The sequence below is a fragment of the Legionella wadsworthii DSM 21896 = ATCC 33877 genome (assembly GCF_000701265.1).
GTDB classification, from domain to species: Bacteria; Pseudomonadota; Gammaproteobacteria; order Legionellales; family Legionellaceae; genus Legionella; species Legionella wadsworthii.
In genome coordinates, this window is the sequence record NZ_JNIA01000025.1 from 146,474 (window position 1) to 161,830 (window position 15,357).

A 15,357-nucleotide genomic window follows, 5' to 3' on the forward strand; every position below is an offset into this window, starting at 1 on the left:
GTATTATATCATCAATTAGTTAATTAATCAATCAGATATGGAGGGTATCAAGAAACTCAGACGCGCATTGAAACGATAAAGCCAGGAGGATAAATACCCAGATTCAAAAAAATTTTTAGATATTCGTGCTTTTTAGCTTATTCGATAATACTCTATATATGGTACTTATATTTATCACCCAGTTTGAATGCATTAAGTGAAAAAACTATGGACAAAAGGAAGTTCAATTTAATTTTCGATTTTGATGGAACGTTAGCAGACAGTCTTCCTATAGCTATTGAAAAAATGAACCTACTGGCTGATAAATTTAATTTGCGCAAGATAGACTCTCTTGAATTCGAAACATTAAGAAATTTAACATCAACAGAGATTATCCAATATTTAAAAATTCCTTTTTATAAACTGCCCCGTATCATGCATCAAGCACGAGAGTATATGAAGAAAGAAATTCCTCTTCTTTCTTCATTTATTGATTTACCCGAAGTACTTACTGAATTAAAGCATTTGAATTGCTCCATGGGCATTGTTACTTCAAATTCATTGTCTAATGTTTCAGCGTGGCTTGAGCAACAACATATGGAAAACTTATTCCATTTTATTCACGCAGAATCAAGTTTTTTCGGGAAGAAATATTTATTAAAAAAAGCAATTAAATCCTATGCTATGAATTTGAATGATACTTTTTACATCGGCGATGAAACGCGGGATATCGAAGCCGCGAGGAAATGTGGTATTCAATCGATTGCAGTAACATGGGGATTCAATTCAGAAGAATTACTTACCCGTTATAAACCTACCCATATCGCTCGTAATCCCAAAAATATATTAACTATTGTGGAACAGTTAAATTAATAAAATTCACTCTTTTAAGTACATTGAATTGCGTAAATAAAAAAAGTCGTCATATTTTTAGAAGATATAATATTTAAATTTTTGTTCATATGCTCAGAACAATAGTTTTTTATAAGATTCAGGTGTCCTGGAATCGCAATCACATTGAGTATTTTTCCTGATTTTAAAAGGTTACTAAAACTTTTGGATCCAAATGCATAATGATGGCTTATTCTGCTCGGCATATAATAGGCCGTTCCAAAAGCATAGAATTTAGTATTAATATGCGGCGGCTTCAGTGGCAAAAAAATATACTCATAAGGAAGCGACGCACCAAATACGTAATAAAGGTCCTGATTTAAAGATTGCCTGGCCTCTTTCACGGCCATATTTGCAATATGTGCACGCTGATCATTTAAATTTTTATTATTTCTAATGACAAAAATTCCCAGAAAAATTAAAACCAGGGAAATTACCTGTTTGTATTTAAATTCTTTAAAATCAATAAATATAAAAGGTACAAGTGCCAAAAAAGAGATGATTGGATAATAAACTCTTAAGACAGAAGGTCTGCCCAATAAAGCAATAAAGACAATAATGGCCATAAAAATAGACCAGGAAATCAAAATCTTTATTTTTTTTCTGGATAGTAAAGTACCAAAAATTGAAATGATTATAAGCAGCTGTAGGGTAGGATGATTAATCGATTTAAGGGTTTCTATGGCTAAAGGAATATTATCATGCAAACGTGTGGTGACTTTAAAATGGGTTAATAATTGTTTCAATCGTGAAGGATCGGCAATCAAAGGATCAGCAAAAATAAAATTACTTAATAAACTGATGTCATTTTCACTATATCCATAGTTTTTTAATATTTCTGGTCGTTGAATAAAATAGGCTCCCGCGTGGTAATCATTAAAAGGAACACGCGTTTGGGACAATGCCTTATAATGAGAATATGCTTCTCCATTAAAAGCAAGAAAGTTAGCATACTTAGCCCCAATGCAACTGGTAATTAGAATAAAAAAAGCAATTATAAATTTACGGTTGAATAAATTTCGATTTAATAAGAATGGTAGGGCAACTAAATATACAAAAAAGAGTTCTTTATCACGGATCAAAAAACTATAAAATATTAGTAACATGCCTATAAGGGCATATTTAAAGCGCAATGTCGCAATATAAACGAGGATTGCAATCACAGAAGCTGCTGCCAATAATCCAGCATTTACAGTAAACTGGGGCATTGCTATTGCCCGAATCAGGATTATTACAATTAAAGGGATGGAAATAAGTTTCTTTATGGCTAAAGCATCAAAACAAGATAACAAGGTAAACGCAACAACGAATAGAGCAATGAAGGTCATGTAGAAGTAAGGATATATATCTAGAATCGTCGGCAAATGTTTGATAAACCATCCATAAATGATATTAGAAAAAAATATATGCGCGGAAGAATACAAGGCTGCCCCATACCCATGAGCTGTCATTGACATACCAACATCATCATTTCCTTCGTATATGGGGGTATACAGGATGAATAACATAAGAAAAAGTAAACTTAATGCAAAAAAATTAGTAAAATTTTTATTTTTAAAGACAAACAACATGAGATAAACTTCCTTATAATTCAGCGCTAGATTTCCCGCGTATTTTATAACCCCCCCTCTTCCTTTTTCAATTACCCTGTTCACATAGTACGAAAATAATATGCCACGCACGTTCGTTGGAGGTACGGGAGCTTCAAAACTCATTAAGAATAGGCTTTCTATTTTCTGTATATTCCATTAGTATTTCCCAAATTATGGAAAATACATTGGTTCATTCATCTATGTTAATTGATAAAATAATAAAAGAAAAAGGCAAGGATTTTGGTTTTATTCAATCCGTGAATCCCTTATTTCTTGAAAATTGTCATCAAACCTCTTTTTCCTGGACAAAAAATTCTAATTCCATTTGTTTGGCCATGGGTAAAGATTACTTAAAAATGGCCATGGATAATCCAAATGTGCAAGGGATTATCACCTCACCCAAAGTCATCGCTCGTGAAAATATAGATATCCCCAAAGCCTTCCTCATCTTGGACCTGCCAGACCAGTTTTTTTATTATCTGCATAATTGTAAAATACACGAACAATTTCATGTTCCGAAATTTGTACCCTATATAGACCCTTCTGCACAAATATCACCCAGAGCCATTGTTTCTCCCCAGGTTTATATTGGCGCAGGGACTGTGATTCATGATGGGGCTATTGTTTTAGACAATTCTATAATTGGTAATAACTGTACTATTTTTCATAATGTTACAATAGGTACAATCGGCTTTTTCTCAAAACATGTCCTGGGTAATAAAATACAAATCCAACATTTTGGCGGTGTGAAATTAGGTGAAAACTGTATTGTTCATACGGGTTGTAATATTTCACGCTCAGTTAATTTTAGTGAATATACCCAATTAGGAAATAATACCCATGTCGGAATTCATACTAATATCGCACATGACTGCCAAATAGGCGAAAACTGTGACATTTCGTCAAAAGTGTGTTTAGCAGGCCGAGTTAAAATAGGTGATAATGTTTGGATAGGTGCTTCAGCCACAATATCCAACAATATTTTTATTGATGATAACGCAAATATTAAGATTGGTTCTGTAGTCATTTCTGATGTCCTGAAGGGGGACGTTGTTTCGGGAAATTTTGCAGTAAACCATAGAAAAAATATGCGTGTATTTCTGAGTAATGCAAAAGATGCAAACACATAATTTTTCCTTGTCTTTTAAAGAAAATCGTAACTACATCCAAGGACCCGACATATTCAATGAAATGCTGCGACATTTCCCAGACAAAGGATTGGCAGAGATCGATTTTTCAATTCATAGATTGAGTTTAAATCATCAAGGTCACATTTTCTTTACCCAAGACCTGGATGAGTTTAAATCACAAGCTCATTTGGGGCATGCTACCGCCAGCTTAAGTGCGAATAATCAAAAATACTGGATTTCCTTTTTTTTCGAAAAGGAACCTTCTCAAAATGTAGTATATCAACCTTATGATGAGAGTATTCTTATTACTAAATGCAGCATTTCTGAGCAAAATATTTTATTGAATGAAGAAAGTCCTTATACCTTTGCAGAAACAATTGTAAGTATGCACAAAAAACTATTGCAAAGCATGTTTCCCAATAAGGGTAAGTGGTTGTTCACTAAATTAAAATTATTCAATTACCCTACGAATAATCCTAATATAATGATTTCCTTTAAAAGAAATTTTAATTTCAAGCTCGTTCAATCCGACATTTTTATCAATAATCAATTGGTTGGTGAAATTTATTTTTCTTTGAAGCAGGAAGAACCAATATGATATACCTGGAACAAATCGGATATTACTTACCTTCTACTGAAATTTCTAATTTTTCCAAGTTGGACAAGTTCGATATTCAGGAAGAATTTTTAGTGCAAAAAATTGGCGTGACGCAGTTACAAATCAAAAATTCGGATGAAGAAACTTCGGATATGTGTGTCAAAGCGTATATGGATTTACAATCTAAAGCCAAATTTAGCCATGATGACATCGATTGTTTGGTCGTATGCACGCAAAATCCTGATAATTTTGGTCTGCCTCATACCTCAGCAATCGTTCATGACAAACTTAAATTAAGACAGGATTGTGCTGTTTTCGATATATCTTTAGGCTGCTCTGGTTATGTATATAGCTTATCCATTTTAAAAGGCTTTATGATAAACAATGGATTTAAGACAGGCATTTTGATTACCGCAGATCCCTACTCAAAAATAATTGACCCCTCAGATAAAAATACGTCTTTACTTTTTGGAGATGCTGCAACCGCTACCTTATTAACCACCTCGACAGATAATACATGGAAAATAGGACATTTTTTATTTGGAAGTGATGGGAGTAAACATGGGGCCATCCATGTTGACTCTCAAAGAACTTTTGTAATGAACGGATGGGAAGTTTTTAATTTTACAGCCAAATACATTCCCCAGCATATTCATCAAACGCTAGAAAAAAATAATCTAACCCTTGAGGAAGTGGATCAGATTCTTCTTCATCAGGGCAGTAAATATATCGTCACAACAATCCAACAAAAACTTAATGTTTCGGAAGAAAAAATACCCTTCCTTGCACAAAAATATGGCAATACCGTGTCGTCATCCATTCCTATGCTCCTAAAAGACGTTAATTTATCATACAACCGGATCTTAATATGCGGATTTGGTATTGGATTTTCCTGGGGAAGCTGTATACTCGAACGTAATTGAATTAAATAGGATATTTAATATGCAAGCATCTTTAGAAGATATTAAAGGTATCAGTGCAGAAATATTCCAAACCGTGGATGTCCATAAGATAGAAGAAGATCTCAGTTTCTCAGAAGCCGGTTTAGATTCACTTGACGCTTTTACCCTCTTGATGAAAGTAGAAGAAAAATATGGTTTTTCAATACCTGAAAAAGACGTCAATCAAATCAAAACTTTTAAAGATTTGATTGAGTACTCCAATAATAAACTAACTAAATAATTATTTTTTTACTAAATCCAATTTATCATTGTTATGAAGCCAGCTTATTCGATAGTCATTCCCGTTTTTAATTCAGCTAAAACGCTTGAAGAACTCTATCGACGCATTGTTTTTGTCATGGAGTCTTTAGGGGAGCTGTTTGAAATAATTTTTATCGAAGATTGTGGACCTGATAACTCATGGCAAATTCTACAAAAACTGGCGCAAAAAGACAGCCGCGTCATCTCCATACAGCTGTTAAATAATGTAGGACAAGGATCTGCTACTCTGGCTGGAATGAAACAAGCCCATGGAGAGTTTGTCATCACGCTTGATGACGACCTGCAACATCCTCCGGAAGAGTTGCCCATCTTAATAGGAGCATTGAGAGGTAATGAAGATTTGGACGTGGTTCTTGGTGCGCCTAAAGTGAAACATCACCATTTTTTTAGGCGCTTGGGAAGTTCGTTCATCAATCAGCTCAATAATTTCTTTATTAAAAAAAATCCTGAGCTGAGACTGACTGCTTTCAGGGTCATGCGTTACCAAGTTGTAGATGCCTTACTTAAAAAGAATGTCCCTTACCCTTCCCTGGGACCTATGCTTTTGTCTGTAACACGACGAATCACCAATGTCATTGTAGCGCACCACCCCAGAAAAGAGGGTAAAAGCGGTTATACCTTTTGGGGACTGCTGCGGCATAGTTTAAGTAATATAGTCGGCTATTCAGTAATGCCCTTGCATCTACTGGCAGGAATTGGGTTTTTGGGGATTCTTTTTTGTACAGTGCTCGCGCTGTATTTCCTCAGTCGTTATTTTATCATTGGGGTGAATGTTCCCGGATGGATGACCTTGCTCTTTATGATGATTATTTTTTCATCTTTCAATTTTCTCGCTTTTTCCCTTATTGGAGAATATGTATTACGAATCATGCGCGTTTCGACAACACCAATTCAGTGGACTATTCGTCAGCAGGTCCGGCAAGAGAATAAAAGCCTGATACAAGATGGTGTTCCCATTAAAGAAGAAAAATAATGCTTTTTAATTTCGCACACAAAGACAAACTGTTTTTAATTCTTCGCTGGATCATTCTCTTAGGCACTTTTACTTATGTTTTAGGGACCATTGATTGGTCGCAAGCCAGTTCTATTTTTAAACAGATGCATGGCTTCTGGATTGGGCTGGGTTTTTTAGGTTCGTTTATAACGCTCATTCCCATGGCCAAACGATGCGCCTATCTTCTAAGTGCAGCCACTGTCTCTTACTCTTTTCTTAAGTCCTATTCTGCTTATATCTCAGGAACATTTGTGGGTCTTGCGTTACCTGGCGTCATTGGTGGGGATGTATTTCGCATTTTTTATTGCAATCGGAATTCATCAGCCACATTATTGCTTGCTTCAGCTGTTATCCTCATCGAACGGATTCTTGGTGTCGCTGCGCTTATTCTTCTTTTAAACCTGGGTATTCATTCTCTGCATTCTGGAAAAATTATTCAACTTAAAATGATGATGTTCTTTTTGGCCATTACAGCTGTGGTTACTATTCTATTTCTTCCGCAACTGCTACAGCGGTTACCTTCGGCAAAAAAATCAGAAAAAAAAGCCTTATTGCATTCTATTCAAACCAAAATTGGTCAATGGAGTGAAAAGCTTTCTTTCTTGAAAAGTATGACAGCATATCATTTGCTCACCGGATTAGGGTTGTCTGTCATGGCGCAGTTTATGGATGTGTTGGTAACCTACATTCTCTCTCGGGGTCTTGGGTTTGATATCCCTTTTCCAATTCTTTTGGTTATAGTTCCCTTTTCCTATTTACTAACCATTTTGCCGCTCACACCGGGTAGTCTTGGAATCCGCGAAAGTGTGTTTGTATTCACGATGAACCATTGGTTTGATATTTCTGCTTCTGACGCAGCGCTCATGGCCTTTGTCGTATTCCTTACCCGCGTTGGTATTGGCCTGGTTGGGGGAATCCTCCTTATCCAAACAAAAAACATCAAAAAAGATTTAAAAAATAAAATGATGCTCAAGAATTATTTTTTAACAAAAAAAATAAAACAATTGTAACAAGCCAATGAACTGGCTCTTAATGTATATGGAATCCTAAATGTTATTTCGACAACTCTTTGATAATGAATCTTGTACTTACACTTATCTGCTTGCATCAGGAAAAGGTAGAGAAGCCATAATAATTGACCCGGTTAAATCAAAAACACATCTTTATATCCAATTGCTTAACCAATTAGATATTAAATTGGTTGCATCTATAGAGACACACCTTCATGCAGATCATCTGACTGCTGCAGGGGATCTTTACCATCAAACAGATTGTCAGTTGATGATGGGCATGCAAACAAAAGCCGAATGCGTTTCAGTAAAATTTCAGGATAATGAAACTTTGGAATTTGATGGGCTTAAGTTGAAAGCAATCTATACGCCAGGCCATACAGATGATTCTTACTGCTTTATCATGAACGACATAATCTTTACAGGAGATACTTTATTAATTCGTGGCACTGGCAGAACAGATTTCCAAAATGGTAGCCCGAGCATGCAATATGATAGTTTGTTTGAAAAAATTTTGACCTTGCCCGGAGATACCAGGGTTTATCCAGCACATGATTACCATGGTATGACTGTAAGCACCATTGCCGAAGAGAAACATTTTAATCCCAGGCTACAAATCAAATCCCGCGATGAATATATCGAACTCATGAATAATTTAAATTTACCCCCTCCTAAAATGATCGATGTGGCCTTAAAGGGTAATTTAAAATGTGGTTTAACAGACTAATATAGGATTTATTTCCTCCATTTGTGAAAATAACGAACCCAGGATATGAACAAAGTCTATATGTTTGGATTTTGTGTCATCATCATCAGTCTATACTTAAAGGAAATAATTTCAAGAATAGAAACAATGGTGCGAGTGCTGGTTTTACAACATTCTCCTTTTGAACCTTTAGGTATCATAATTCATACCTTAAAGAGGATGAAGTTACGTATTCGTTATATTAATTTTGCCAGAGATCCCCATCAACGTGTAGATATCAACCGCTATCATGGGATTGTCGTTCTTGGCGGAGCAATGCACCCAAGTGAAATTAATTTATACCCTCACCTGATACATGAAATAGAGTTATTGCAACAAGCCATAACGAAACAAATACCTGTTTTAGGTATTTGTTTGGGCTCACAATTATTAAACCTGGCGTTAGGGGGAAGCTGTTATGAACTGGAAAAACCTGAGTTTGGATGGGTACCAGTAAACCAATGCGGCCAACATGAATTATTTGGATCATTTGTTGAGCCCCTACATGTTTTTCAATGGCATCAATTTGCAAATCACACTGTCCCTGGGGCTCAAGTGCTTTTAGAAAATAACCGATGCGTTCAAGCTTTTTGTTACCATCAAAACACTATCGGCCTGCAGTTTCATTTGGAAGTCGACATGCGTTTGGTTCAGCGATGGTTAGAGCATCCCAACTATTTAGAACACCTGCGCCGCCACCTTTTACCCCAGGACATTCATACCATTCACACTGGAACGCAACTTTATTTGCACAAATCCATGATGGTGGCGAGAAGTTTTTTTACTAATTTCTGCCGCCAATTTAATAAGAACTCCTATGCATTACCCTCATGGACCGCAGGAAGAGACTTGTTTTAAATTCAATGCAAAGCATTATCCATTTCTCGAACTTCCGATTCTATACTGGGGGTTTATTTTACTTAAAGGGCATTGGCGCCTGATTGTTTCAGTTTATTCTATTGATTCGGCTTCCCCACAGAGGTCATTGCCTCACTCCAGATCTGATGTGCAACATCCTCTTCCGATTGAGGCACATTATTCTGTCTTTTTGATTGGTGCAATTGTTGCTTTATATCTTTCTGGTGTTGTGGCGACACTGGAGCCATCACATGATTCCATATTTCAGAAGACACATGCGCATGGGCATAATTTTTATGCGTTGCATTCTGCTGTTGTGGAAGTACTGTCCCCCTTATCATACTATCCACTTCAGCATCTAATTTAAGCGCTTCATCCATATTTTCATCTAGCACTTGGGGTATAATTTTATGAGCGCCCGACAACATGCTTGGTTCCATCGTATTAAGGACGTTGGCCACAGCAGAGACACAGTTATTTCCTAATAGCTTATAATCTTTGGTATTGAAATCACTGGCGCTTGATTTAACCTTATCGAATAATTTTTTTGTTTCAATGGCTTTTTTCCGCACATCGGCATCTTTTGATTTCATATGTTCAAGGACTTGATCGGGCAGCTCTACTTTTGCCATTCGATGAATACCTACCCTGTAATAAATAACATCAAGGCCATGGACTGAAAAGGCCGTGGATTTGACTTGCGCATGGTAGAATTTTTCACATTCAGTGAGTATGCCCTGGAAAGAGTTCTTGTTGGTACTCAATTGCGATGAGGGCCCGCCATAATTGACTAGAAAACTGGGCATGAGGATCTCCTTGTTCTTCTTCATTCCTTTTTTAAAGATATTAGTCTACTCCCGTCAAAAAGCTATCTTTTTCTTTCTCAGGGTTAAATAAATGGTTGAATATCTGTTCTCATGCGGACGGGAATCCATCCCTGGCAGGCTCTAACAAATTATTGTCAGATTAAGGCGCTAGGGATGGGTATAACCGCAAAAAGTAGCTACATCCATATTACTGCCACAAAAAATTATGCCTACTTTTTTGCCATCAAGTTGATCTTTTAGAGGATTGAGTAGGGCAGCTAATCCGGCTGCACAAGCTGGTTCCACCATCATTTTGAGTTCCTGGGCAATGATTTTCATGGCTGCAATAAGTGCCTCATCCTCGACTGTGACCAATTTATCCACATTTTTCTTACATAATTGAAAACTATACGGTTCAGCTTTTGGCGCACCAAGACTATCTGCGATGGTTTGTACTTTATCAATGGCCATGGGCCGGTTTGCAATAAAGCTCCGATTCATTGTATCGGCGCCAGTTGGTTCAACTCCATAAATATGACAGGAAGGTTGGGCTTGGCTGAATGCATTTGCAACTCCTGCACATAGGCCACCGCCACCGATTGCGACAATGACAGCATCTAAATTTTTTGTTTGCTCTGCGAATTCCAGACCCAAAGTCGCAGTGCCTAATGCAGTGTGATACCCTTCAAAAGGATGAATAAAAGTTCGCGCCTCATCTGCTGCAATTTTTTGGACCTGTTCAAATCCTTCATGTACGGTGTCACAATAGATTACCTCGGCCCCATAGGATTGGCACCTTTGAACGCGAAAGGGATTAGCAGTTTTCGGAATGACTACTTTGGCATGTGTCCCTAAAATCTGCGCCGCATAGGCAACAGCAATTGCGTGATTGCCTGCACTGATTGCGACAACTCCTTTTTTTAATTCTTCTGATGATAATGCCATCATATTCAGTAATGCACCGCGAAGTTTAAAACACCCCCCATATTGTAGTGTTTCAAGCTTTATAAATAATTCCGTTTTCTTTCCAAAGAGGGTGTTTTTTTCGGGGCTCTTCCATTCCCAGACTGGTGTCAGTAAAATTTTATCACTAAGAATCTTTTGAGCTTTGCGAATTTCATTTAGATCTGGAATTTCAATGTTTTGATTCATAACCATTCCCCCAAAGATGAGTTATCCTATCTAAAGAGGATTGGGCTTCTTACAGATAAGATACATTTAAAGAATACTGGATTACTTTAATAGAATGTCTGCCATTTTTCTTCTATATTCACTTAATACTTATTTTTAGGAGAAACAAATGACTAGGATTTTAATTTGTTTATGCCTTACTTTAATCAGCAATGTACTCATTGCAGACTCAAAACCCCAATCCGATTCGAACCTAACCCCATGCTTTAATATGCACGAAATAGAACAAATCGGAAAACAAACCATGGAACTGTTACAGCAAGAATTTTGCGAACACAAAGTCAACCCCAAGGAGTTTGCTGCTATAAGTCAAAATATATTACCCAAAATCATGACGCAATCATTTTTAGGAGTGGCTCCTCCAGAAAATTGGCAGCAACTGTCTGATGATATCATTAAAAACTGCATTGACAATAAAAATTTATGTCAAAAGCAAGCACGTAAAGACTTTGCAACCTGTATCCAACCTAAAATTCCTTTGCTTTTAGTTCAATTCGGACCCTGGCTTGCGCAAAATTGTACTGCATTAAATAACTCATTCATTCAGCAATGGCCGGAAAAAAAAGAACGGCTCAAAAAGACAATTAATGAAAATAAAAGAACAGCGCCAGCTTTTGTGCAATAAACTTTACTCCTGGTTGCAAGCAACCAGTTTATTCTATGACTATGGCGATCAGATTGTTAGAGACAGGCTCTCTGTTTTCACGCTCGCTTCTTTTTCCTTTTTAAAGAAATTATGTATCTTCCAAGAGGGTATTTCCAGCAGAAAATATTTTATCGGTTAAACTTAAATCTATTCTCATTTTCAAGGAATCGGACTGTATTGATGTCGTCAAAATCATTCACAATCATTTGCGAAAAAAATAAAAGTATATAATTTTCATGCCCCAAGTATTGTCTCATTTTAAAAATTTTATTAGAGAGTCACCATCATTCTCTATAATTCCTATAAAATTTTATTGGTTTGCTGAAACGATGCTGGATTCAGTTTGCTCCTTATGATCGGGTTGTTGCGATTGAGATACCGATTTCCAGAATACATTTCTTGACAAAGAACTAGAAAGAAGAGGACATCTTTTTAAAGTTCCTTCTTCTTTATCGACGAGCAGGTCAATTAATTTATCACTTGGCCTTCCTTGTGGACGACGCAGATCAGCATGTTGGGCGGATTCTCTTATTTTTTCATTTAAAGGTTGAATTTTGTTAAAATAATACTCCTGGTATTTTTCAACATTCGACTTATTTGCTAAGGAAGATATTAGAAACTTACCCAAACAGAGATCGGAATCCAGTTCAAGAAATACTTTTATATCAAATTGTGCGCGTAATTTGTCATCTAAGAAAATATCCGGGCCATAAACAATTACATCTCCCCGTGCATTCTGAATAGCAAATAGAAGCGAACTCATTGAATTATAATCCGCACTGTGAATCAATAATGTATTTTCTTTATTTAATAAAGAATAACATTGTCCACTAAATTCTTCTAAATCACTTCCTATAGGACCGCAAACAGCTAATATTGTCATTCAAACACCATGATGTGTAAAAAAAGGAAATTATACACATCAAATGATCAATTAGAAACTGCCTTACAGGCTATTTGTCTGCGAAATCCTGGAGTACTCAAAAGAGAATTCATGCACAGCCATAAGCCTGCCATTCCTATTTATTGCCAGGATTTTTTATGAGGTTCTTATAGTGATCTTCATCAAAACCAATGGCAATGACCCTGTTATTTTCCACCAGGACCGGTCTTTTAATCAGTGAGGTATTCTCGATAATGAAATCCATTTTTTGCGGGGCGCTCAATGATTCATAAAGATCTTTATGTTTTCGGTACGTGGTTCCTTTTTTATTGATAGGAAGTTCTCCCACGTCATCTGCCCATGCTTGTATTTGTGCTTTGGTTGGTGGATTTTTTTTGAAATCTATAAATTCATAATTTATATGATTTTTTTCCAGGAAAATACGTGCTTTTTTTACCGTATCACAATTGGGGATTGCATACATTGAAATCATTTTTTTTCTAAAAATTTGCTTAATTACTTATTATATCCTACCACTAAACGGAGACAACCCTCTCTGGGCTCAACAATTATAAACCTGGTTTAAATTCACCACATTTTCGCGCCGGCGAGAATTCTTCAGGATTCCTACCTGGGAAGATCCTCTTTTCGATGGCTCGCTACGATTACCGGTAGCTCAGACCAACGCGTTGTATAACAAGGTGATTTCATTTGTGAACGCATCGCCCAAGGTTTACTGTATCCCTCTGCTGCAAGCTTGATCGTATGGCTTCCATAGCGGGAATTAATGCCATCGAGTATTCCCATGAGCTTGTCCTTTTTCAACAGCGTGGCATCGCTGGGTTGATGGAATAAATCCATTTGCAGCGGTGATTTATTGATTAAACCGACCAGCATCACACCCACTTTTTTATAATGAATTCCTGGCTTAAATATCCTTTTTAAGCAGAGTTTTGCTATCTGGGTAATTACTCGCGTATCATCCGTAGCATTCACCAAACGGCATTCAATTCCATTCGCATAATAAGGTAAATCCTCCCGAAAAGGATTACCTCGTATAAAGACATGAAGTCTTTGCGCCACGAGATTTTGTTGCCGGGCTTTCTCACAGGCTCTCGCACAATGGCTGCTGATCGCTTGAGCAATCGAGCTAAAATGAGTTTGCATTTCCCCAAAACTTTTGGAGGACATAATGCTTTGTTTGGGTTCAATCTCTTCCAACCCCCCGCAAGCAATCCCTTGTAGTTCCATTACCGTACGCATTAACACCACATTAAATTGCTTTTTAACGACGTGTGGATTCATTGCCGCTAAATCCGCCGCGGTACCAATTCCTTTCTCCATTAACTTTTTTTGCCATTGTCTTCCTACGCCCCAGACATCCCCTACCGCAATCCGACTTAACCAATGAGATTGCTTGCTCCCATCAAAAACAGGAATTTTTAATTCTTTTTTGCATACATGATTGGCTATTTTGGCCAATGTTTTAGTTTGCCCTATACCAATTGAAGTAGGAATACCGACATGCTTTAAAATCTTTTTTTGCAATTCAATGCAAAATGATTCACGTAAATTAGGATTCATTGAAGTCAAGTCAAGAAACGCTTCGTCGATAGAATAAATTTCCACCTCATTCCAGGATTCTTCGATGACCGCCATGACCCGTGCTGATAAATCGCCATATAAGGCATAATTTGAGGAAAATACCTGAACCTGATGTTGTTCAATAAGCCCTCTAATTTTAAAGATAGGCTCGCCCATTGCGATACCTAAAGCTTTTGCTTCATTGGAACGTGCAATGACACAGCCATCATTGTTAGAAAGAACAACAATGGGCTTATTTTTTAAATCCGGACGGAACAAGCGTTCACATGAAGCATAAAAGTTGTTGCAATCGATAAGAGCAAACATGATTAACCCGCCGCATGAATGATGTAAGTCACAACACCCCAAATGACTAAATCCTCTTCTTCAGTAATATCAATGGGCTTGTAATGCGGGTTTTCAGGTAAAAGCCTGACCTTCCCACGAATTTTTGAAAGCCTTTTTACGGTTAGTTCTCCATTAACTGCAGCAATTACAATTTTTCCATCTGTTGCCTCAAGGCTACGATCTACAATGAGCAGATCTCCAGAATGAATTCCCACCCCCTTCATGGAATCACCTGAAGCTTTGACAAAAAAGGTAGCCGCTGGGTGCTTGACAAGATAACTGTTGAGATTAAGGAGTGATTCAATATAATCATCCGCTGGCGATGGAAAACCTGCTTGAACAGAGCAGGTATAAAGGGGGATTAAAAAGTCCAATCCTTCACTGGAGCGGGGTTTTATCTCGCCCTGTATAAGGAGGAGATGAAGCGCTTCGTCCGGTCTTTGTTTATTGTTTTGGTGTGCATTTAATTGGTTCATTTTTTATTTGAATTTTGTACATAAATCAAATACTAGATTGAAATTTTAAAGTTGTAAATCACAATAAAGGAAAAAAGAGGATTATATTAAGCTAAGTTTAGGATACTAATTGAAATATTTTTTTATAAAAACAGGTGTAGGCAGGTGGAAGATAATTTATAAAAGGAGAGACCTGATTGGCGTGAGCTATAGGAGAGAACGTTGCCATTAATTCAGTGCCCGTTAGATGCCGCGAACAAGTCGCGGCACGTAGGCAGGGAGAGTAATGCACGTAGGCGCTGAGATGTTTGTCCCGTCCTCTCTCCTACGCGCCGCACTTTTTTTTCCCGCCCTACTTGCCTCCACACTCCTGCCGCACTTCTCCCCGCCTACTTGCCACACCGTCTTCCACACTCTTGCCGCA

Annotated in this window: 17 protein-coding genes; 10 read left to right on the forward strand and 7 right to left on the reverse strand. The window is 37.2% G+C overall.

Annotated features, from left to right (window positions below; translation table 11 throughout):
• The first annotated feature begins 207 nt into the window (after nt 1-207).
• A complete protein-coding gene (locus BU07_RS0105250; RefSeq protein WP_031564049.1) occupies nt 208-852 on the forward strand; it encodes an HAD-IA family hydrolase in 645 nt (214 codons plus the stop codon).
• A gap of 14 nt (nt 853-866) precedes the next feature.
• On the opposite strand, the gene BU07_RS0105255 is transcribed toward BU07_RS0105250, so the two are convergent.
• Nucleotides 867-2,441, reverse strand: coding sequence for a hypothetical protein (locus BU07_RS0105255; RefSeq protein ID WP_133134482.1), 1,575 nt, complete (start codon nt 2,439-2,441; stop codon nt 867-869).
• 206 nt (nt 2,442-2,647) lie between these two features.
• On the opposite strand from BU07_RS0105255, the gene BU07_RS0105260 reads away from it, so the two are divergent.
• The 8 genes from BU07_RS0105260 to BU07_RS0105295 are packed head-to-tail and all read left to right on the forward strand — an operon-like array spanning nt 2,648 to nt 9,020.
• Nucleotides 2,648-3,592 (forward strand): DapH/DapD/GlmU-related protein, encoded by a 945-nt coding sequence (locus BU07_RS0105260; protein ID WP_165482419.1) that lies wholly within the window; start codon nt 2,648-2,650, stop codon nt 3,590-3,592.
• Nucleotides 3,579-4,190 (forward strand): hypothetical protein, encoded by a 612-nt coding sequence (locus BU07_RS0105265; RefSeq protein WP_031564052.1) that lies wholly within the window; start codon nt 3,579-3,581, stop codon nt 4,188-4,190. Before BU07_RS0105260 ends, BU07_RS0105265 begins: the two co-directional genes overlap by 14 nt.
• Nucleotides 4,187-5,113, forward strand: coding sequence for a ketoacyl-ACP synthase III (locus BU07_RS0105270; RefSeq protein WP_031564053.1), 927 nt, complete (start codon nt 4,187-4,189; stop codon nt 5,111-5,113). The genes BU07_RS0105265 and BU07_RS0105270 overlap by 4 nt, the downstream gene beginning before the upstream one ends.
• 19 nt (nt 5,114-5,132) lie before the next feature.
• Nucleotides 5,133-5,372 carry a phosphopantetheine-binding protein gene (locus BU07_RS0105275; RefSeq protein ID WP_031564054.1) on the forward strand — a complete coding sequence of 80 codons (240 nt, stop codon included), beginning with the start codon at nt 5,133-5,135 and terminating at the stop codon, nt 5,370-5,372.
• A 33-nt stretch (nt 5,373-5,405) separates the two neighbouring features.
• Nucleotides 5,406-6,386 carry a glycosyltransferase family 2 protein gene (locus BU07_RS0105280; protein WP_051635478.1) on the forward strand — a complete coding sequence of 327 codons (981 nt, stop codon included), beginning with the start codon at nt 5,406-5,408 and terminating at the stop codon, nt 6,384-6,386.
• On the forward strand, nt 6,386-7,417 hold the full coding sequence (locus BU07_RS0105285) for a lysylphosphatidylglycerol synthase transmembrane domain-containing protein (protein ID WP_031564056.1): 1,032 nt from the start codon (nt 6,386-6,388) through the stop codon (nt 7,415-7,417). The genes BU07_RS0105280 and BU07_RS0105285 overlap by 1 nt, the downstream gene beginning before the upstream one ends.
• 40 nt (nt 7,418-7,457) lie before the next feature.
• Nucleotides 7,458-8,144, forward strand: a complete 687-nt coding sequence (locus tag BU07_RS0105290; protein ID WP_031564057.1) for an MBL fold metallo-hydrolase — start codon at nt 7,458-7,460, stop codon at nt 8,142-8,144.
• A gap of 45 nt (nt 8,145-8,189) precedes the next feature.
• Nucleotides 8,190-9,020 carry a type 1 glutamine amidotransferase gene (locus tag BU07_RS0105295; RefSeq protein WP_242601904.1) on the forward strand — a complete coding sequence of 277 codons (831 nt, stop codon included), beginning with the start codon at nt 8,190-8,192 and terminating at the stop codon, nt 9,018-9,020.
• 98 nt (nt 9,021-9,118) lie between these two features.
• On the opposite strand, the gene BU07_RS0105300 is transcribed toward BU07_RS0105295, so the two are convergent.
• Together BU07_RS0105300 and BU07_RS0105305 are read right to left on the reverse strand one after the other, a co-directional pair.
• Nucleotides 9,119-9,826 (reverse strand): DUF778 domain-containing protein, encoded by a 708-nt coding sequence (locus tag BU07_RS0105300; protein ID WP_031564059.1) that lies wholly within the window; start codon nt 9,824-9,826, stop codon nt 9,119-9,121.
• Between the two features lie 168 nt (nt 9,827-9,994).
• Nucleotides 9,995-10,978 (reverse strand): threonine ammonia-lyase, encoded by a 984-nt coding sequence (locus BU07_RS0105305; protein ID WP_031564060.1) that lies wholly within the window; start codon nt 10,976-10,978, stop codon nt 9,995-9,997.
• A gap of 148 nt (nt 10,979-11,126) precedes the next feature.
• On the opposite strand from BU07_RS0105305, the gene BU07_RS0105310 reads away from it, so the two are divergent.
• Nucleotides 11,127-11,642, forward strand: a complete 516-nt coding sequence (locus BU07_RS0105310) for a hypothetical protein (protein ID WP_031564061.1) — start codon at nt 11,127-11,129, stop codon at nt 11,640-11,642.
• A gap of 331 nt (nt 11,643-11,973) precedes the next feature.
• Here the strand turns inward: BU07_RS0105310 and BU07_RS0105315 are convergent, their stop codons facing one another.
• The 4 genes from BU07_RS0105315 to BU07_RS16690 all read right to left on the reverse strand — a co-directional run bounded on the left by BU07_RS0105315 (nt 11,974) and on the right by BU07_RS16690 (nt 14,954).
• Nucleotides 11,974-12,546 carry a nucleoside/nucleotide kinase family protein gene (locus BU07_RS0105315; RefSeq protein ID WP_031564062.1) on the reverse strand — a complete coding sequence of 191 codons (573 nt, stop codon included), beginning with the start codon at nt 12,544-12,546 and terminating at the stop codon, nt 11,974-11,976.
• A 136-nt stretch (nt 12,547-12,682) separates the two neighbouring features.
• Complete coding sequence (locus BU07_RS0105325) at nt 12,683-13,039, reverse strand: arsenate reductase family protein (protein ID WP_031564063.1); 357 nt, start codon at nt 13,037-13,039, stop codon at nt 12,683-12,685.
• A gap of 134 nt (nt 13,040-13,173) precedes the next feature.
• Nucleotides 13,174-14,457: a Y-family DNA polymerase gene (locus BU07_RS0105330; protein WP_051635479.1), complete on the reverse strand. Its 1,284-nt coding sequence runs from the start codon at nt 14,455-14,457 to the stop codon at nt 13,174-13,176.
• Between the two features lie 2 nt (nt 14,458-14,459).
• Complete coding sequence (locus BU07_RS16690) at nt 14,460-14,954, reverse strand: LexA family protein (protein WP_035898987.1); 495 nt, start codon at nt 14,952-14,954, stop codon at nt 14,460-14,462.
• Nucleotides 14,955-15,357: the final 403 nt, after the last annotated feature.